The organism is Actibacterium sp. D185-2, assembly GCF_054954595.1.
This window is the reverse complement of sequence record NZ_JBPWNX010000010.1, coordinates 36,192-54,868: the sequence shown is the minus strand read 5'-3', so window position 1 is coordinate 54,868 and position 18,677 is coordinate 36,192. Positions and strand designations below refer to the sequence as shown.

Sequence of the window (18,677 nt, the reverse complement as noted above, 5' to 3'; positions counted from 1 at the left end):
ATACATCTGCGGCGGGGGCGCGGGACGCTCTGTACCGCCGTGCAAGCAATGTCGATCCACACCGCCACAGGCTCGGATCCGCAGGCTTCTTTTTCGCGTAAATATCCCCGCCGGAGGCAAGAAAACTCTTCTTCTGCACACCCCGGGGGGGGGTGTCAGGCGAACGCCGCCTCCAGCGCGATCTCGACCATGTCGCCAAAGCTTTTTTCGCGGTGCCCGGATTCCATCGCCTCGTGGCGCAGCAGGTGGTCGGATACGGTCAGCACCGCCAGCGCGCGGCGCCCGTGCCGGGCGGCGAGATTATACAGCTCGGCGGCCTCCATTTCGACCGCCAGAATGCCGTGGCGGGTCATCTGCTCATTCAGGTCGGGGCGTTCGTCATAGAACACATCCGCCGAATAGATCCCGCCGACATGGGTCGTCACGCCCTTTGCCTCAGCCGCCCCCGCCGCGGCGCGCAGCAGCGACCAGTCGGCGCAGGGGGCAAAGTTCAGTTCCTTGAAAATCCCGCGTGACGGGGTCGAAAGGCTGGAGGCGCTCATCGCCAGAACCACATCGCGCAGGGCCACATCGTTCTGCATCGCGCCGCACGATCCGATGCGGATCAAGGTCTGCGCGCCGTAATCGCGGATCATCTCGTTCACATAGATCGAAAGCGAGGGCATTCCCATGCCGGTGCCGTGGATGGTGACGCGGTTGCCCTTCCACGTGCCGGTATAACCCAGCATCCCGCGCACTTCGTTGATCAGTCGCGGGCTGTCCAGAAACGTCTCGGCCGCCCATTTGGCACGATAGGGATCGCCGGGCAGCAGGACGGTTTCGGCAATCTCGCCCGGTTTCGCGCCAATGTGGATGGTCATCGCGGAACCTCAGATTGCCAGATCGCTCAGCGATATTCCGGTCTCAAGCGCGGCCTTCATCCAGCCGGGCGGGCGCCCATGGCCGCTCCAGGTCTGGTTGGGGTTGTCGGGATTGCGGTACTTTGCCGGCTGCTTGGCCTTCCTGGCGGGTTTGTCGCCGTCCACAAGCGGTATCAGCTCGGCCAGCGTGAAGCCATGCGTCTTGGCGGCTTGTTTGACGGCCTCAAGCGCCTTCTTCTTTTCTTCTTTGGCCAGCCGCTCCAGTGCCGTGTCAATCCGGGCGCGTAGCGTCAGAAGTTCTTCGCGTGTCATCGTGTTCAGGTCGGTGTCCATTGCGATCCCTCCAGTTTGTTCCACAAGAGACAGGAAATATGGCGGCTTCGCAACGAAAATCCGTGGCTGGGCTGATACTTACTCGGCCGCGACGGCACCCGGGTCGACCAAGCCGACGATATCGAACATGATCCGGTTCAGCTCGAAATCCTTGGGCGTATAGATCTTGGCCACGCCCATCGCCGCCAGGCGCGCGGCGTCGTCGTCGGGGATGATCCCGCCAACCACCACCGGGATATGCGACAGACCCGCCGCCTGCATCCGGGTCATCAGATCCCCGATCAGCGGGATGTGGCTGCCCGACAGGATCGACAGGCCGACCACATGCGCGTCTTCGGCCAGCGCGGCGGCCACGATTTCCTCGGGCGTCAGGCGGATGCCTTCATAGGAAATATCCATGCCGCAATCGCGCGCGCGGGCGGCGATCTGTTCGGCGCCGTTGGAATGGCCATCGAGCCCCGGCTTGCCGACCAGAAACTTCAGCCGCCGGCCCAGCCTGTCGGAAACAGCGCTGACCTGTTCGCGAATCTCCTCCAGCCCCTCGGTACGGTTCGACGGGTTTTTCGAGACGCCGGTGGGGCCGCGATACTGGCCGAACGCCGCGCGCACCATGTCGCCCCATTCGCCGGTGGTCGCCCCCGCCTTTGCGGCGGCAATCGAGGCGGGCATGATATTCGCACCGCTGGCCGCCGCCGCCCGCAGATTGTCGAGAGCCGCGACGACCTCCCCTTCGTCGCGGCTCTCGCGCCAGGCGATCAGGCGGGCCAGTTGATCGGCCTCGGCCTGCGGGTCGGCGACCATGATCGCCTCCTCGCCCGCGGTCAGCGGCGAGGGTTCCCCTTCCGTCCAGCGATTCACGCCGACCACGGTGGTCTCGCCCCCCTCGATCCGGGCGATCCGTTCGGCATTGCTGTCGACAAGCCGCGACTTCATATAGTCGATCGCGGCCACCGCGCCGCCCATACTGTCGATCTGGGCCAGTTCGGCCCGCGCGCCGTCCTTCAGCGCCTCGACTTTCCGGGTGACAGCGGGGTTGCCGTCGAACAGATCCTCATATTCCAGCAAATCCGATTCATAAGCAAGAATCTGTTGCATCCGCAGTGACCATTGCTGATCCCAGGGGCGCGGCAGGCCAAGCGCCTCGTTCCAGGCGGGCAGTTGCACGGCGCGGGCGCGGGCGTTTTTCGACAGGGTAACGGCCAGCATTTCGATCAGGATGCGGTAGACGTTATTTTCCGGCTGCTGCTCGGTCAGGCCCAGGCTGTTGACCTGCACCCCATATCGGAAACGGCGGAATTTCGGGTCGTCGACGCCATAGCGCGTGGCGGTGATTTCATCCCACAGCTCGACAAAGGCGCGCATCTTGCACATCTCAGTGACAAAGCGGATGCCCGCGTTCACGAAAAACGAAATGCGGCCCACCATTTCCGGAAACGCCTCGGGTGCGACCTTGCCTTTCAGGTCGTCCAGCACGGCGGTGGCGGTGGCCAGGGCAAAGGCCAGTTCCTGCTCGGGCGTGGCGCCGGCCTCCTGCAGATGATAGGAACACACGTTCATCGGGTTCCATTTCGGCAGGTGTTCGCGGGTATAGGCGGCCACGTCGGTGATCATCCGCAGACTGGGCCTGGGCGGGCAGATATAGGTGCCGCGCGACAGGTATTCCTTGATGATGTCGTTCTGCACGGTGCCCTGAAGCCTGGAGACATCGGCGCCCTGTTCCTCGGCCACGGCGATGTAAAGCGACAGCAGCCAGGGCGCGGTCGCGTTGATCGTCATTGAGGTGTTCATCTGTTCCAGCGGGATATCGGCGAACAGCGCGCGCATGTCGCCCAGATGGCTGACCGGAACGCCGACCTTGCCAACCTCGCCACGCGCGAGTTCATGATCGCTGTCATACCCGGTTTGGGTGGGCAGGTCGAAGGCCACCGAAAGGCCGGTCTGACCCTTGGCCAGATTGCCACGATAAAGTTCGTTCGAGGCTTTGGCCGTGGAATGACCCGCATAGGTGCGGAACAGCCAGGGGCGGTCTTTTTGCGTCTCGGTCATCGTGGGCCTCGTGAATCGGCGTGTCGGCAATTTTGTTTCGCCATGGCGGTATTACTTGGAATATTATGCTGGTGTCAATTCGCTGCGACGCGGCGCCGGGGATGATGCTATAATTCAGTCCATGGACGGGTCTTTTCGTCAGGGCGGTTTGTATGTCCTGAAATCGAGAGGGACATAAAATTACAAAATTTGGCACAAATAGGTTGCATTGTTGCTGTGCGATCTTTAATCCCCCATTCGAATGTTGCATCGATTCTGCGATGCGGCACATGTTTAGGACTGCAAGGAGGCTTTGATGGCACTCGACACCGACACCGGCATTCTGTCGTATGAAGCGCCCGAAAAGGATCTGTACGAGGTGGGTGAAATGCCCCCGATGGGCTATGTCCCCAAGCAGATGTATGCTTGGGCCATTCGCCGCGAACGTCACGGCGAGCCCGACAAATCCTTTCAGGTAGAGGTCGTGGACGTGCCTGTCCTGGACAGCCACGAGGTGCTGGTTCTGGTGATGGCGGCGGGCGTCAACTATAACGGCATCTGGGCCGGGCTGGGCGTGCCGATCAGCCCCTTCGATGTGCATAAACAGCCCTATCACATCGCCGGTTCGGATGCTTCGGGCATCGTCTGGGCCGTGGGCGACAAGGTGAAAGCCTGGAAAGTGGGCGACGAGGTCGTGATCCACTGCAACCAGGACGATGGCGACGACGAGGAGTGCAACGGCGGCGATCCGATGTTCTCGCCCAGTCAGCGGATCTGGGGCTATGAGACACCCGATGGGTCGTTCGCCCAGTTCACCAATGTGCAGGCGCAGCAGCTTCTGCCGCGGCCCAAGCACCTGACATGGGAAGAAAGCGCCTGCTACACGCTGACGCTGGCCACCGCGTACCGGATGCTGTTCGGCCATCACCCGCATGAGCTGAAGCCGGGTCAGAACGTGCTGGTCTGGGGTGCGTCGGGCGGTTTGGGCTCGTTCGCCATTCAACTGATCAACACGGCGGGCGCCAACGCGATCGGCGTGATCTCGGACGAGGACAAGCGCGAGTTTGTCATGGGGCTGGGCGCCAAGGGCGTGATCAACCGCAAGGATTTCAACTGCTGGGGCCAGATGCCCAAGGTCAACAGCGCCGAATACAAGGCCTGGTTCGCCGAGGTCCGCAAGTTCGGCAAGGCGATCTGGGACATCACCGGCAAGGGCGTGAACGTCGACATGGTGTTCGAACACCCCGGCGAGGCGACATTCCCGGTCTCTGTCTTCGTGGTGAAAAAGGGCGGTATGGTGGTGATCTGCGCCGGCACCACGGGGTTCAACCTGACGCTGGACGCGCGCTATCTGTGGATGCACCAGAAGCGGGTGCAGGGCAGCCATTTCGCGCATCTCAAACAGGCCGCCGCCGCCAACCGCCTGATGGTCGAGCGCCGGATCGATCCGTCGATGTCAGAGGTGTTCCCGTGGGACGAAATCCCGATGGCGCATCTGAAGATGCTGCGCAACGAGCACAAGCCGGGCAATATGGCGGTGCTGGTGCAGGCGCCGCGCACCGGGCTGCGCACCCTGGAAGACGCGCTTGAGGTCAGCAAGGCCTGATCTTTGCCCGTCCTGATTTGAACGCCCCGCCGCTGCGATGCAGGGCGGGGCGTTTGCATTTCACTTTGGGTGAAACGGCCAAAGGGACTAGGCAGATCGAAGTTTCGCGCTATGGTTGTATTTGGGGGCGAAACAATCAGCTAACAGATGGGCGGCCATGGCAGATGAGTGGATAATTGAAGTTCTGGACGACCTGCGCAGCTTTGCGCGGATGAACGGGCTGCCGGCACTGGCCTGCGAGCTGGATCAGACGATCGCCGTGGCGTTCCACGAACTGGGGCATCGGGTGGCACAGGCCAAGCGCGGGATTGCGGATGCCGAGGCGCCGAAATCGAAAGGGGCCAAACGGCTCTGATCGGGCTGGCGCACGGTTGGGCGGGCAGATAGGGTCGCGCCATGCCCATGCCCGCACTGACATTTTCCGAAGATCAGGCCGAAGCCTTCGACCGCGTCACCGACGTGCTGCGCGGCGTCGGCGTGGATATCGACGAAGGCCACCTGACGCCGCACGGCGAAGGGCAGGACGGCCGCGTTCTGGCCGTGATCGGCAAGGCGGGGTCGGGCAAGACGATGCTGCTGGCCAAGCTCTATGAGGCGCTGGAGGAAGCGGGGGTCGATATCGTCTCGGGCGATTACGAAGGCCGCCGCCGCAAGGATCGCCGCACCCTGGCCATTCTGGCCCCCACCAACAAGGCGGCCAGCGTGCTGCGCGGGCGGGGCGTGCCGGCGACCACGATCCACCGCATCCTGTATACCCCGGTCTATGATCCCGAATATGAAAAGATCGCCGAATGGCTGGCCGGAAACGGCGACCGGCCAGAGGTCGAGGGGCTGACCGATACCGCGCTGGACCGGGCCTTTGCATTCTATCAGTCGAACAAGTCGATCCCCGGCGCGCTGGCGGCGGCGGGGCTGCGCGGCAGCGATTTCATTCTGGGCTGGAAACGGCGCGAGGATCCGCTTGATATCGGCTTTGTCGACGAGGCGTCGATGCTCGACGCCCGCCAGATGGAGGATTTGCAGGAAATCTTTCCCACACTGGTTTTGTTCGGCGACCCGGCCCAGTTGGCCCCGGTCAACCAGTCCGGCCAGATGGTGTTCGATACGCTGCCCGAGACCGGAAAGCTGATCCTGCACCGCATCCACCGGCAGACGCAGGACAACCCGATCCTCGATCTGGCCCATGCGCTGGGCGACCCGGAGGTAAACTTCGAAGAGTTCGAGCGCCGGGTAGAGGAAATCGCCGCCCGCGACGAGCGCGTGGTGATGGCCGGCCGGGTCGAGGCCGACCTGATGGCGCGCTCGCCGGTTCTGGTCTGGCGCAATGCCACCCGGATCCGGCTGATCCACGCCTTCCGCGCCGCGTTCGGCGCGCCTGCCGACGCGCTGCTGCCGGGTGAGCCGCTGATTTGTGACGGGATCGAACTGCCCCTGAAACACCGTAAGAAACGGCTCGACCTTGAGGCGCGCGGCCTGATCAAGGGCGCGCAGGTGATCTATCTGGGGCCGGGCCGCAAGCCGGGATTTTCGCGGCTGCATGTGATGGGGGCCGAGGATCCGCAGGTGTCGGCGGCGTCGATCATCAAGATCGAATTGCCGGACGAGGAAGAGCCCTTCATCCCTTTCGCCGCGACGATGGGGGCGGCGTTCCTGCACGGGGCGGCGGTAACGATCCACAAGGCGCAGGGCAGCCAGTGGGAAAACGTACAGGTCTTTGCCCCCGATCTTTACGCCGCCGCGCGGATGGGTCGGGTCGAGGCGGGGCAGCCGCTTTGGAAACGGCTGGCCTATGTCGCGATCACCCGGGCCGAAAAGCGGCTGTTCTGGGTCGTGCGCAACCGGCTGGCCCGGCCCAGTGGCCCGCTGACGGTCGACGATCTGCGCGCCGCCCCCGCAGCGCCGCTGGAACTGAAGATGGAAACCGGCGAGGGTGGGCTGCTTTAGCCGCCCCGGATATAGCGAAACAGCGCCGACGCGCCCCAACCCGCCGCGATCGCGATCGCGATCGACAGAAGGCCATAGATCAGCGGCTGCGTAGTCGCCAGATTGAAGGTCAGCCGCTCGATCCCCACCATGGTGACATTGATCGCGGTCTCGTAGCTGTCGATCACCATGCCGCCGCGGGTCAGGAAGATGCGGGTGGTATAGACGCCCTCGGTCAGGTTGGCGGGCAGGGCGACGGCGCTGCGGAATAGCGTCTCTTCTGATAGGGTCACCCCGTTTTCGTCGGTGCTGTAGCGCCCCTCGTCCTGTCGGATGCGGATCAGGGCGTCGATGAACTGTTCGGCATCGGGCACGATCTCGCGGATCCCGACAGAGCGGATCATCCGCGGGATCGACACCTTGTGGCGCAGATCCTCGGTGTTCGACAGCGCCTCGGTCAGGGGCGCGGTGGCGGCGATGGCGTAAAAGCTGGGCGCCGCATTCACCGCGACGGCATCGGTGTTGATCCAGATGCCGAAGCGGCGGCTTTTGCGGCGCACGGTCACGGGTTCCAGCGGGCCGGCCACGGTGACGACAACCTCCAGCGGCGGGTCCAGCGGCGCCGGCGCGCTGCGCTTGACCGCACCGAAGATCAGGATTTCCGAGCCCGCGAAATCGGCGGTGATGGCGACCCGCGCCTGGGACAGCCCGGCCACGACCTCTTCGGGCTGGGCCAGCGCGGGCAGGGGCAGCAGCAGGACCAGAAACAGGGCGACAAGGCGCGCGCGCATCACCTGGACCCCCTGGCGATCGAATAGAGCTCGGAGGGCTCGATCAGCAGATCCAGCGCCAGCTTGCCGCAGACCGCCATGACCAGCAGGGCCAGCAGGATGCGCAACTGCTCGGCCTTCAGTTTCAGCCCCAGCTGGGTGCCGAACTGCGCGCCGAACACGCCGCCGATCAGCAGCAGAACCGCCAGAAACATATCCACCGTGTGGTTGGTGACAGCATGCATCAAGGTGGTGAAGGCGGTGACGAAAATGATCTGGAACAGCGATGTGCCGACCACGACCTTGGTCGGCATGTTCAGGATATAGATCATCGCGGGCACCATGATGAACCCGCCGCCCACGCCCATGATCGCGGCCAGCACGCCGACGAAGCCCCCGACCGCCAGCGGCGGCAGGACCGAGATATAAAGCCCCGATGTGCGGAATTTGACCTTCAGCGGCAGGGTGTCGACCCAGCCCCGGTGGCGGCGCTTGGGTTTGGGGCCGGTCTTGCTGCGGCGCAGGGCGCGCAGGCTTTCAAACAGCATCAGCGTGCCGACCACGCCCAAAAATACGACATAACACAGCGTTACCAGCAGATCGACCTGTCCCAGCTTGGCCAGTTGATTGAAGATCCAGATCCCCAGGCCCGATCCCATCAGCCCCCCGGCCAACAGCACACTGCCCATCCGCAGATCCACCGTCTTGCGCTGCAGATGCGCCAATACACCCGACACCGACGAGGCCACGATCTGATTGGCCCCGGTGGCCACCGCAACCGCCGGCGGCACCCCGATGAAGAACAAGAGCGGCGTGATCAGAAACCCGCCACCAACCCCGAACATCCCCGACAGGATACCCACCATGCCGCCCAACCCCAAAAGCAGGAACAGGTTGACCGAAACCTCGGCGATGGGAAGGTATATCTGCATGTCCCATCCCTAATCCGGCGGGGCCGCCTGCGGCAAGCCTCCGCGTATCGGCGGGGGCGTATTGTCAGCGTTCTTTCACATAAGGTTCGCCGCCCGCCCGCGGCGGGATCGCCTTGCCCACGAAACCGGCCAGGATGATGACGGTCAGGATATAGGGCAGCGCATCCATCACCTGCACCGGCACCACGATTCCGCCCAGGTCGATATTCTGATAGCGCAGCGCAATCGCCTGCAGGAACCCGAACAAAAGCGTGGCGCTCAGCGCGTACCAGGGCCGCCACTTGGCAAAGATCAGCGCCGCCAGCGCGATATAGCCGCGTCCGGCGGTCATGTCCTTGACGAATCCGGCCTGCAACGCAGTGGCCAGATAGGTTCCGGCGATGCCACACAGGATGCCGCAGATCGCCACGGCGGCAAAGCGGATGCCGATCACGGACACGCCCGCCGTATCCACCGCCGCGGGGTTTTCCCCCACCGCCCGCAGGCGCAGGCCGAACCGGGTGCGAAACAGCAGCCACCAGGTCAGCGGCACACAGGCGAAGGCGGCATAGACAAGGATCATGTGGCCCGACAGCAGTTCGTAATAGACCGGGCCCAGCCCCGGCACCTCGCGCAGCGCATCGGCGAAGGGCAGCTTGACCGGGGCAAACCGCGCCCCGCCGATCAGCGACGGCGTGCGCCCGCCCTGATGGAACCAGTCCTGCGCGATCACCACGGTCAGCCCGGCCGCTAGAAAGTTGATCGCCACGCCGGAAATCAGCTGATTGCCCCGAAAGGTGATCGCGGCCAGCCCGTGGATCGCCGACAGCACCATCGACGCGCCGATCCCCGCCAGAAGCCCCAGCCAGACATTGCCGGTAACCGCGGCGATGGCGCCGGAAAAGAAGGCCGCGGCCAGCATCTTGCCTTCCAGCCCGATGTCGAAAATGCCCGCGCGTTCCGAAAACAACCCCGCCAGACAGGCCAGCAGCAGCGGTGTCGCCAGCCGGATGGTCGAGTCGGAGACCTGAAGGACGGTTGCGAAATCCATCACGCTTTGTCCTTTTGCAGGGACATGAACAGTTTCTCGATCGGCATCCGCACCATGTTGTCCAGCGCGCCGGTGAACAGGATCACCAGCGCCTGAATGACCACGATCAACTCGCGCGGAATCTTGGTCCACAGCGCCAGCTCGGCCCCGCCCTGATACAGAAACCCGAACAGCAGTGCCGCCAGAAACACCCCGAACGGGTGGCTGCGGCCCATCAGGGCCACGGCGATACCGATAAAGCCCGCCCCCTCGACCGAGTTCAGCACCAGCCGCTCGGCCTCGCCCATCACGTTGTTGATCGCCATCATGCCCGCCAATGCGCCCGAGATCAGCATCGAGATCATGATGATCCGCGTGGGCGAAATGCCCGCATAGACGGCGGCGGATTCGGATTTTCCGTAGGCGCGGATCGCATAGCCCAGCCGGGTGCGCCAGATCAGAACCCAGACCAGAACACAGGCCGCAATCGCGATAAGAAAGCTGATATTCGCCGGTGCCGCCTTGGAAAACGGGATGCCGACCACCGCCAGAATGTCATGCAGCGTGGGCAGGTGGGTGCCGGGCGGGAATTTCGCGGTGGCGGGGTCCATCGACCCCACGGGCCGCATCACATTGACCAGAAGATAGTTCAGCACCGCCGCACCGATAAAGTTGAACATGATCGTGGTGATCACGATATGGCTGCCGCGTCTGGCCGCCAGATATGCCGGGATCGCCGCCCAGGCCGCGCCAAACAGCGCCGCCCCCAGCACCGCCACCGGCAGGGCCAGCGCCCAATGCGGCCACGGAAAGGCCAGACAGACCAGCGCCACGCCAAGGCCGCCCAGGGTGGCCTGCCCTTCGCCGCCGATATTGAACATCGAGGCGTGAAAGGCGACCGCCACGCACAGGCCGGTGAAGATGAAATTGGTGGCGTAATACAGCGTATAGCCCCAGCCATAGGTCGACCCGACCGCGCCTTTGACCATCATCTTGACGGCGGCCACCGGGTCTTCGCCGATTGCCACGATCACCAGCGCCGACAGGATGAAGGCCAGCAACAGGCTGATCAGCGGAACAAGGACCACATCGGCCCATTTGGGCATCTTTTCCATGGCTTACGCGGCCTTCCCGTTCACGCCGGCCATCAGCAGGCCCAGTTCCGTCTCGTCGGTTTCATGCGGCAGGCGCTCGCCCATGATCCGGCCGTCGAACATCACCGCGATCCGGTCGGACATCGACAGGATCTCCTCCAGCTCGACACTGACCAGCAGAATGGCCTTGCCCGCGTCGCGCAGCTCGATGATGCGCTGGTGGATGAATTCGATCGCGCCGATATCCACGCCGCGGGTGGGCTGGCCGATCAGCAGCAGGTCGGGGTTGCGCTCGATCTCGCGCGCCAGCACGATTTTCTGCTGGTTGCCGCCGGAAAAGCTTTTGGCGGGCAGGTCGGGGTTCGGCGGGCGCACGTCGAACCGGCCCATCTTGGCTTCGGTTTCGGTGCGGATGCCGGAATTGTCCATCAGCATCCCGTTCTTCTGATAGGCCGGATCGTTGTGATAGCCGAAAACCATGTTTTCCCAGGCCATGAAATCCATGATCAGGCCTTCGCTCTGGCGGTCTTCGGGCACATGGGCGATGCCGCGCGCCCGGCGCGACTGGGCATCGGAATGCCTGCCGGTCAGGTCGATCGGCTGGCCGTTGATCCGCACCGCGCCGGTGGCCGTGCAAATGCCGCCCAACACTTCGAGCAAGTGCGACTGGCCGTTGCCCGCGACCCCGGCAATGCCCAGAATCTCGCCCGCGCGCACGGTCAGGGACACATTTTTCAGGCGCTGAACGCCGTCTTCGTCGACGACGTTCAGATCCTCGACCTCCAGCACGCTGGCGCCGGGGGTTGCGGGTGCTTTGTCGACCTGCAACAGGACCTTGCGGCCCACCATCAGCTCGGCCAGCTGTTCGGGGCTGGTGTCGGCGGTGTTGACCGTCGCCGTCATCTGGCCGCGCCGCATCACGCTGACCGTATCGGTGATGTGCATGATCTCGCGCAGCTTGTGGGTGATCAGGATGATTGTCTTGCCCTCGGCGCGCAGGTTTTCGAGGATGCGGAACAGGTGGTCGGCCTCGGCCGGGGTCAAAACCCCGGTGGGCTCGTCCAGGATCAGGATATCGGCCTGGCGATACAGCGCCTTCAGGATCTCGACCCGCTGCTTGTGGCCCACCGACAGATCCTCGATCAGGGCTTCGGGGTCCACGCTCAGTTCATAATCCTCGGCCAGCCCCCTGAGGATGCCGCGCGCCTTGGACAGGGACGGTTTCAGAAACGCGCCATCCTCGGCCCCGAGGATCACGTTTTCCAGAACCGTGAAATTCTGCACCAGCTTGAAATGCTGGAACACCATCCCGATCCCGGCGCGGATCGCGGCCTGGCTGTCGGGAATGGTGGTTTTTGCGCCATTCATGAAAATCTCGCCCGCATCGGCCTTGTAAAAGCCATAGAGGATCGACATCAGCGTGGATTTCCCGGCGCCGTTTTCGCCGATGATGCCGTGGATCGTGCCCGGCATGACGCGGATCGAAATATCCTTGTTCGCCTGAACCGGCCCGAACGCCTTGGAAATGCCTCTGAGTTCAATGGCCGGGACGGCAGTTTCCCGCCGTCCCTTCTGTGTATCGCTGCTCACCGGCGCGGTCCTTATTTCACCGGGCAGGTGTTGTCGGACATATAGTCGTGCACGGTGATCTCGCCCGCCACGATCTTGGCTTTCGCGGCTTCCACGGCGGCGATCATGTCTTCGGTCACCAGATCGGCGTTGAACTCGTCCATCGCATAGCCCACGCCATTGTCGGCAAGGCCCAGAACGTTGATGCCGGGTTCCAGATCCATGCCGCCCATGAAGGCGTCATAGACGGCGACATCCACCCGTTTCATCATCGAGGTCAGGATTTGACCCGGGTGCAGGTAGTTCTGGTTGCTGTCCACACCGACCGACAGGATGCCCTCATCCGCGGCGGCCTGCAGCACACCCACGCCGGTGCCCCCGGCGGCGGCATAGACCACATCCGCGCCCTGGCTGATCTGCGCCTTGGTCAACTCGCCGCCCTTGACCGGATCGTTCCAGGCCGCCGGCGTGGTGCCGGTCATGTTCTGGATCACGGTCGCATCGGGATTGGCCGCCTTGACGCCCTGGACATAGCCGCAGGCGAATTTGCGGATCAGCGGAATGTCCATGCCGCCGATGAAGCCCACGGTGCCGGTCTTCGATGCCATCGCCGCCATCATGCCGACCAGATACGAGCCTTCATGTTCATTGAACACGACCGAGCGCACGTTCGGCGCGTCCACCACCATGTCGATGATCGCGAATTTGGTGTCCGGGTAATCCGGCGCAACCTCGCCCAGAACGGACCCGAAGGCAAAGCCGGTCATGACGATCGGGTTGTTGCCTGCCTCGGCGAAGCGGCGCAGCGCCTGTTCGCGCTGGGCTTCGGATTGCAGTTCGATCTCATTGAAGTTGCCGCCGGTTTCGGCCTTCCACTTTTCGGCACCGGCAAAGGCAGCCTCGTTGAAGGATTTGTCGAACTTGCCGCCCAGATCGAAGATCAGGGCGGGGTCCGCCAGCGCGGCACCGGCACTCAGGGCCAGCGTGGCGGCAGCGCCAAGAATTTTTTGCATCGTCGTCATCAAGTCACTCCGAGTTGGGTACCCGGGGGCGGCTGGCCTGACATTGGTGCCATGCCTTGAACGCCCCCTGTAAATCTATCATCCGCAATTAAGGCCGCAGCGATGAAAGAGGGTCAACAGCTTTTTGACTTTACGCTCAGGGAATTGCGTGACGTTGGGTCAGTGCGTGATCAGGACCTTGCGCAGCACAAGGGCGTCGATGCGCGGTCCTTCGGGCGGGCGGTAATAGCCCGGCCTGCGCCCGGCCTCGGCATAGCCGGCAAGGCGGTACAGCGCGCGCGCTGCGGTATTGTCTGCGGCGACCTCCAGAAAGGCGGTGTCGGCATCGCGTGCGCGGGCTTCGGACTCGAACGCGTACAGCCAGTGCCGCCCCAGCCCCTGGCGCCGGGCCCGCGGATGTACGGCCAGGGTCAGCAGCTCGGCCTCGCCGGCCAGCACCCGGCCAAGGGCAAAGCCCTGCGCATCGCCCACCAGAAAGGCGCCGGGGCTGTCCAGCAAGGCGCGGAATTCGTCCGCACCCCAGGGCCGGGGTGTGGTGAAGCAGGCAGCGTGCAGATCGGCCAGTGCGTCGGGCGTCACGGCAGGATCACCGGCGGCGGGTCCGAGGCTGGGGCGGCATCGGCGGCGCGGATATACAGCGGCGCAGGGCGGGGAATATCCGTGCCCGCCGCCAGCCGCCGTGCCGCCAGATGGGCGATATTGACGGCAAGCGCGCCGGGCAACAGGGCACCGGCCACCGGGATACCCGCCGCACGGCTGTCGCCCATGGCCTGATCACAGGGCAACAGTTGCGGGGCGGTGCCGCCGGTTTCATCGAAATGCTGCACATAGACCATCCCGCGGCGCGCATCGACAAGGGCGGTTACCGGGCGCGGCAGGCCAAAGGCCTGTGCCTCGAACGTGCTGACCCCCACGGCGGGCACCCCAAGCGACAGCGCCAGCCCGCGCGCGGCGGATACGGCGATGCGGATGCCGGTGAAATTGCCGGGGCCGACGCCCACGCCGAGGACGGCCAGATCGCGCCAGGTTGCGCCGCCTTCGGCCAGCAGGTCTTGCAGCAGCGGCATCAGGCGTTCGGCCTGACCCTTGCCCATCTCTTCGGCGCGGCAGGCCAGAACCCGATCACCAGACAGCAAAGCGGCCGCGCAATGCGCGGCCGATGTGTCGAAGCCCAGGATCAGGGGGTCAGGCGGCAACGGGGCGCACCTCGATCACTTCGGGGATATAGTGGCGCAACAGGTTCTCGATCCCCATCTTCAGCGTCAGCGTGGACGAGGGGCAGCCGGCGCAGGCACCCTGCATATGCAGGTAAACCACGCCGCGCTCGAACCCGTGAAAGGTGATATCGCCACCATCCTGCGCCACGGCCGGGCGCACGCGGGTATCCAGCAGTTGCTTGATCTGCTCGACGATCTCGGAATCCGGACCGTCATGCGTGGCATGGCCGGCGGCCTCGTTCTCGCCGACCATGACGGGTTGGCCGGATTGATAGAATTCCATGATCGCGCCCAGGATCGCGGGCTTGATATGGTCCCACGCCACGGCGTCGTCCTTGGTCACGGTCACGAAATCGGTGCCGAAGAACACGGCCGATACGCCGTCTGCGGCAAAGATCCGCTCGGCCAGGGGCGACTGGCCGGCGGTTTCCGAGCTGGGAAAATCGGCGGTTCCCGCCTCAAGCACGGACCGGCCGGGCAGGAATTTCAGCGTTGCGGGGTTCGGTGTGGATTCTGTCTGGATGAACATGCGCGTGTCTCCGTCTGTTCCCGGGGATATGCGTCCTCGCCCGGCTCAAGTCAAGGTTTAGAGTTATTCTAAACTATTCGCGCCCGGCGCAGATATGTCCTGTACGGCAAAGACGATTGACATTCAGCCCCCCGTCCAGGAAGCCGGACAAGGGGCTGAAAAAGGGGAAGCGGATGCAGCGTGGGGCCTGGGAATTCTGGATTGATCGCGGGGGCACCTTTACCGATGTCGTGGCCCGGCACCCCGACGGGCGGCTGAGCACCCGCAAACTGTTATCCGAAAATCCCGAACGCTACCGCGACGCCGCCGTTCAGGGCATCCGTGACGCGCTGGGGCTGGCGCCGGGCGATCCGATCCCCCCCGGCACCATCCGCGCGGTGAAGATGGGCACGACCGTGGCCACCAACGCGCTGCTGGAACGCAAGGGCGAGCGCACGCTGCTGCTGATCACCGAAGGCTTCGGCGATCTGCTGCGGATCGGCTATCAGACCCGGCCGCATCTGTTCGATCTGGAAATCAGGCGCCCCGATCTGCTGTATGAACAGGTGGCCGAACTGCCCGAGCGGCTGGATGCCGACGGACAGGTGTTGCGCCCGCTGGACGAAGGCGCCGCCCGCGCCGCGCTGCAGGCCGCCTATGACATGGGCATCCGTGCGGTGGCGATTGCCTGCCTGCATGCCTATCTCAACCCGGTACACGAGGCCCGCGTGGCCGGGATTGCCGCCGAAATCGGGTTCACCCAAATCTCGCCCAGCCACCGCGTTTCGCGCCTGATGAAACTGGTCGGGCGCGGCGATACCACGGTTGTGGATGCGTATCTGTCGCCGATCCTGCGGCGCTATGTCGATCAGGTGGCGGGCGCGCTGGACATGGGCCGCGCCTGCGAGCGGCTGCTTTTCATGCAATCCAATGGCGGGTTGACCGATGCGGCGCTGTTTCAGGGCAAGGATGCGATCCTGTCGGGGCCGGCAGGCGGCATCGTCGGCATGGTTCGGACGGCGCAGGCGGCGGGGCTGGATCGGCTGATCGGCTTCGACATGGGCGGCACCTCGACCGATGTCAGCCATTACGCGGGCGATTACGAGCGGTCGTTCGAGACCGAAGTGGCCGGTGTGCGGATGCGCGCGCCGATGATGGATATCCACACGGTGGCCGCCGGGGGCGGGTCGGTCTGCAGCTTCCGCGACGGGCGCTATCAGGTCGGCCCCGAAAGCGCGGGCGCCGATCCGGGGCCCGCCTGCTATCGGCGGGGCGGGCCGCTGACCGTGACCGATTGCAACGTCATGCTGGGCAAGCTGACCCCGGCGCATTTTCCGCCCGTCTTCGGCCCCGATGGCGATCAGCCGCTGGACGCCGATGTGGTGCGCGCCAGATTCATCGCGCTGGCGCAACAGATCGCCGCCGCGACCGGCCAACCGCCCGCCCCGCCCGAAGCCGTGGCCGAAGGATTCCTGCGCATCGCGGTCGACAACATGGCCAACGCGATCAAGAAGATCAGCGTGCAGCGCGGTCATGACGTGACCCAATACACGCTGCAATGTTTCGGCGGCGCGGGCGGACAGCACGCCTGCCTGGTGGCCGATGCGCTGGGTATGAAACGGGTGTTTTTGCACCCTTTCGCGGGGGTTCTGTCGGCCTATGGCATGGGCCTGGCAGAAATCCGCGCGATGCACGAGCGCCAGTTCGACGCGCCGCTGACGGATATCGCACAGGCCCGCGCGGCGCTGGATGCACTGCGCGAACAGGCCGGGACCGAGGTGGCCGGGCAGGGCGTGGCCCCCGACGCCATCCGCCACGAGATGCGCGCGCATTTGCGCTATGACGGCTCGCACCAGATGCTGGAGGTGCCGTTCGGCCCGGTATCGGACATGCAGGCCGCGTTCGAGGCCGCGCATCAGGCGCGGTTCGGCTTTACCTCGCCCGAGCGGGCGCTGTTCTTCGATATGCTCAGCGTCGAGGCGATCGGCGAAACCGGCGAAGCCCCCGCCGGGCAGGTCCCGCAAGGGGACGGCGCGCCGCTGGCGCATGTGCCGCTGCATCTGGACGGCGCGCGCCGCGAGGTGCCGCTTTACGACCGCGGGCGGCTGGGCGCGGGCGCGGCGATCGAGGGGCCCGCGATCATCACCGAACCCACCGGCACCAACGTGGTCGAACCGGGCTGGGCCGCGCGGGTGGACGCGGCGGGTAACCTGATCCTTGACCGCGTGGCCACCAAGCCCCGCGCCCATGCGGCGGGCACGCGGGCCGATCCGGTCCTGCTGGAGGTGTTCAACAACCTGTTCATGTCGGTGGCCGATCAGATGGGGGCGACGCTGGCCAACACCTCGTGGTCGGTGAACATCAAGGAACGGCTGGATTTCTCCTGCGCGATCTTCGACGCGCAGGGCGATCTGGTGGCCAATGCGCCGCATGTGCCGGTGCATTTGGGGTCGATGTCCGACAGCATCAAGACGGTGATGCGCCAGAATGCGGGGGCGATCCGGCCCGGTGATGCGTTCATGTTGAATTCGCCCTATAACGGCGGCACCCATCTGCCCGATGTTACGGTGGTCACGCCGGTTTTTGTGGGCGACGCGGTTCTGTTCTGGCTCGGCTCGCGCGGGCATCATGCTGATATCGGCGGGCGCACGCCGGGATCGGGCCCGCCCGACAGCACCCATATCGCGCAAGAGGGCGTGCTGATCGACAATTTCCGGCTGGTCGATCAGGGTCGGTTCCGGGAGGGCGAGGCCGCGGCGTTGCTGGGCGCGGGGCCCTATCCGTGCCGCAACATCGCCCAGAACATGGCCGACCTGAAGGCGCAGGTTGCCGCCAATGAAACCGGACGGCGCGAGTTGCTGAAGGTCGTGGCCGCCTATGGGCCGCAGGGCGTCACCGCCTATATGGGCCACGTTCAGGACAATGCCGAGGAAAGCGTGCGCCGGGTGGTTGACCACCTGTCGGATGGCGCGTTCAGCTATCCGATGGATCATGGCGCGCGGATCGAGGTGGCCGTGCGGGTGGACCGCGCCGCGCGCGAGGCGGTGATCGACTTCACCGGCAGCAGCGCGCAGCACAGCGGCAACTATAATGCGCCGTTTTCGATCTGCCGGGCGGTGGTGCTTTATGTATTCCGCACGTTGGTGGGGGCCGATATTCCGCTGAACGAGGGCTGCCTGAAGCCGCTGCGCATCATCGCCCCCGAAGGCACGATGCTGAACCCGCGCTATCCGGCGGCGGTGATCGCCGGAAATACCGAGGTCAGCCAGGCCGCCTGCAACGCGCTTTATGGTGCGTTGGGGGTGATCGCGGGCAGCCAGGCCACGATGAACAATTTCATCTGGGGCAATGACGATTTCCAGAATTATGAAACCATCGCCGGCGGCACCGGTGCCGGGCCGGGCTTTGATGGCTGTGATGCGGTGCAAAGCCATATGACCAACACCCGCATGACCGACCCCGAGGTGCTGGAAAAACGCTTTCCCGTGCGGTTGGAGGTCTTTGCGATCCGCCATGGCTCGGGCGGGGCGGGGCGCTGGCATGGCGGGGATGGCGCGATCCGGCGGTTGCGGTTTCTGGTGTCGGTGACGGTGACGACGCTGTGTTCGCATCGCCTTGTGCCGCCGTTCGGCGTGGATGGCGGTGCGCCGGGGGCGGTAGGGGGGAATGCCGCTGAACTGCCCGACGGGCGCCGGATTGCGCTGGGCGGCAATGACGAGATCGACCTGCCCGCAGGCGGGCTGTTCGAGATACTGACACCCGGCGGCGGCGGCTGGGGTCGGGCTGGCTGAGGGACGGAAAAGGGCGCG

General features: G+C 64.7%; 16 protein-coding genes. 4 read left to right on the top strand and 12 right to left on the bottom strand.

Features of this window, described 5'->3' with window-relative positions; genetic code table 11:
* Positions 1-155: 155 nt before the first annotated feature.
* From deoD to ACSR1C_RS14910, 3 genes are all read right to left on the bottom strand, one after another.
* Positions 156-860, bottom strand: coding sequence for a purine-nucleoside phosphorylase (gene deoD / locus ACSR1C_RS14920; RefSeq protein WP_460260178.1), 705 nt, complete (start codon positions 858-860; stop codon positions 156-158).
* 9 nt (positions 861-869) lie between these two features.
* A complete protein-coding gene (locus ACSR1C_RS14915) occupies positions 870-1,193 on the bottom strand; it encodes an H-NS histone family protein (RefSeq protein ID WP_460260177.1) in 324 nt (107 codons plus the stop codon).
* 78 nt (positions 1,194-1,271) lie between these two features.
* Positions 1,272-3,269 (bottom strand): methylmalonyl-CoA mutase family protein, encoded by a 1,998-nt coding sequence (locus ACSR1C_RS14910; protein WP_460260176.1) that lies wholly within the window; start codon positions 3,267-3,269, stop codon positions 1,272-1,274.
* A 265-nt stretch (positions 3,270-3,534) separates the two neighbouring features.
* Between ACSR1C_RS14910 and ccrA the strand changes: the two genes are divergently transcribed.
* From ccrA to ACSR1C_RS14895, 3 genes are all read left to right on the top strand, one after another.
* The gene (gene ccrA, locus ACSR1C_RS14905; RefSeq protein WP_460260175.1) at positions 3,535-4,824 is read left to right on the top strand and encodes a crotonyl-CoA carboxylase/reductase; all 1,290 of its coding nucleotides are present in this window, start codon (positions 3,535-3,537) and stop codon (positions 4,822-4,824) included.
* A 157-nt stretch (positions 4,825-4,981) separates the two neighbouring features.
* Positions 4,982-5,179: a hypothetical protein gene (locus tag ACSR1C_RS14900; protein WP_460260174.1), complete on the top strand. Its 198-nt coding sequence runs from the start codon at positions 4,982-4,984 to the stop codon at positions 5,177-5,179.
* Between the two features lie 41 nt (positions 5,180-5,220).
* Positions 5,221-6,768: an ATP-dependent DNA helicase gene (locus tag ACSR1C_RS14895; protein WP_460260173.1), complete on the top strand. Its 1,548-nt coding sequence runs from the start codon at positions 5,221-5,223 to the stop codon at positions 6,766-6,768.
* Here the strand turns inward: ACSR1C_RS14895 and ACSR1C_RS14890 are convergent.
* The 9 genes from ACSR1C_RS14890 to ACSR1C_RS14850 all read right to left on the bottom strand — a co-directional run bounded on the left by ACSR1C_RS14890 (position 6,765) and on the right by ACSR1C_RS14850 (position 14,889).
* Entirely contained in the window at positions 6,765-7,538 is a 774-nt protein-coding gene (locus ACSR1C_RS14890) for a TIGR02186 family protein (RefSeq protein WP_460260172.1), read from the bottom strand. The two genes, ACSR1C_RS14895 and ACSR1C_RS14890, sit on opposite strands and share 4 nt — an antisense overlap.
* Positions 7,538-8,449 carry a sulfite exporter TauE/SafE family protein gene (locus ACSR1C_RS14885; RefSeq protein ID WP_460260171.1) on the bottom strand — a complete coding sequence of 304 codons (912 nt, stop codon included), beginning with the start codon at positions 8,447-8,449 and terminating at the stop codon, positions 7,538-7,540. The genes ACSR1C_RS14890 and ACSR1C_RS14885 overlap by 1 nt, the downstream gene beginning before the upstream one ends.
* Before the next feature lie 64 nt (positions 8,450-8,513).
* On the bottom strand, positions 8,514-9,479 hold the full coding sequence (locus ACSR1C_RS14880) for an ABC transporter permease (RefSeq protein ID WP_460260170.1): 966 nt from the start codon (positions 9,477-9,479) through the stop codon (positions 8,514-8,516).
* Entirely contained in the window at positions 9,479-10,573 is a 1,095-nt protein-coding gene (locus tag ACSR1C_RS14875; protein WP_460260169.1) for an ABC transporter permease, read from the bottom strand. Before ACSR1C_RS14875 ends, ACSR1C_RS14880 begins: the two co-directional genes overlap by 1 nt.
* Positions 10,574-10,576: 3 nt before the next feature.
* On the bottom strand, positions 10,577-12,142 hold the full coding sequence (locus ACSR1C_RS14870) for an ABC transporter ATP-binding protein (protein WP_460260168.1): 1,566 nt from the start codon (positions 12,140-12,142) through the stop codon (positions 10,577-10,579).
* Positions 12,143-12,153: 11 nt separating this feature from the next.
* Positions 12,154-13,143, bottom strand: coding sequence for a BMP family lipoprotein (locus tag ACSR1C_RS14865; protein ID WP_460260167.1), 990 nt, complete (start codon positions 13,141-13,143; stop codon positions 12,154-12,156).
* A gap of 159 nt (positions 13,144-13,302) precedes the next feature.
* Entirely contained in the window at positions 13,303-13,722 is a 420-nt protein-coding gene (locus ACSR1C_RS14860) for a GNAT family N-acetyltransferase (protein WP_460260166.1), read from the bottom strand.
* The gene (gene tsaB, locus ACSR1C_RS14855; RefSeq protein ID WP_460260165.1) at positions 13,719-14,339 is read right to left on the bottom strand and encodes a tRNA (adenosine(37)-N6)-threonylcarbamoyltransferase complex dimerization subunit type 1 TsaB; all 621 of its coding nucleotides are present in this window, start codon (positions 14,337-14,339) and stop codon (positions 13,719-13,721) included. The genes ACSR1C_RS14860 and tsaB overlap by 4 nt, the downstream gene beginning before the upstream one ends.
* Positions 14,329-14,889 (bottom strand): NifU family protein, encoded by a 561-nt coding sequence (locus ACSR1C_RS14850; protein WP_460260164.1) that lies wholly within the window; start codon positions 14,887-14,889, stop codon positions 14,329-14,331. Before ACSR1C_RS14850 ends, tsaB begins: the two co-directional genes overlap by 11 nt.
* A gap of 173 nt (positions 14,890-15,062) precedes the next feature.
* Here ACSR1C_RS14850 and ACSR1C_RS14845 point away from each other — a divergent pair, with 173 nt between their 5' ends.
* A complete protein-coding gene (locus ACSR1C_RS14845) occupies positions 15,063-18,659 on the top strand; it encodes a hydantoinase B/oxoprolinase family protein (RefSeq protein ID WP_460260163.1) in 3,597 nt (1,198 codons plus the stop codon).
* Positions 18,660-18,677 lie beyond the last annotated feature (18 nt).

Bases quoted from the DNA above. Each gene is read 5' to 3' on its own strand.
- ACSR1C_RS14900 (WP_460260174.1), top strand. From the start codon at position 4,982: ATGGCAGATGAGTGGATAATTGAAGTTCTGGACGACCTGCGCAGCTTT.
- ACSR1C_RS14875 (WP_460260169.1), bottom strand. From the start codon at position 10,573: ATGGAAAAGATGCCCAAATGGGCCGATGTGGTCCTTGTTCCGCTGATC.
- ACSR1C_RS14890 (WP_460260172.1), bottom strand. From the start codon at position 7,538: ATGCGCGCGCGCCTTGTCGCCCTGTTTCTGGTCCTGCTGCTGCCCCTG.
- ACSR1C_RS14865 (WP_460260167.1), bottom strand. From the start codon at position 13,143: ATGACGACGATGCAAAAAATTCTTGGCGCTGCCGCCACGCTGGCCCTG.
- ACSR1C_RS14845 (WP_460260163.1), top strand. From the start codon at position 15,063: ATGCAGCGTGGGGCCTGGGAATTCTGGATTGATCGCGGGGGCACCTTT.
- ACSR1C_RS14850 (WP_460260164.1), bottom strand. From the start codon at position 14,889: ATGTTCATCCAGACAGAATCCACACCGAACCCCGCAACGCTGAAATTC.
- ACSR1C_RS14880 (WP_460260170.1), bottom strand. From the start codon at position 9,479: ATGGATTTCGCAACCGTCCTTCAGGTCTCCGACTCGACCATCCGGCTG.
- ACSR1C_RS14915 (WP_460260177.1), bottom strand. From the start codon at position 1,193: ATGGACACCGACCTGAACACGATGACACGCGAAGAACTTCTGACGCTA.
- deoD (WP_460260178.1), bottom strand. From the start codon at position 860: ATGACCATCCACATTGGCGCGAAACCGGGCGAGATTGCCGAAACCGTC.
- ACSR1C_RS14895 (WP_460260173.1), top strand. From the start codon at position 5,221: ATGCCCATGCCCGCACTGACATTTTCCGAAGATCAGGCCGAAGCCTTC.
- ccrA (WP_460260175.1), top strand. From the start codon at position 3,535: ATGGCACTCGACACCGACACCGGCATTCTGTCGTATGAAGCGCCCGAA.
- ACSR1C_RS14885 (WP_460260171.1), bottom strand. From the start codon at position 8,449: ATGCAGATATACCTTCCCATCGCCGAGGTTTCGGTCAACCTGTTCCTG.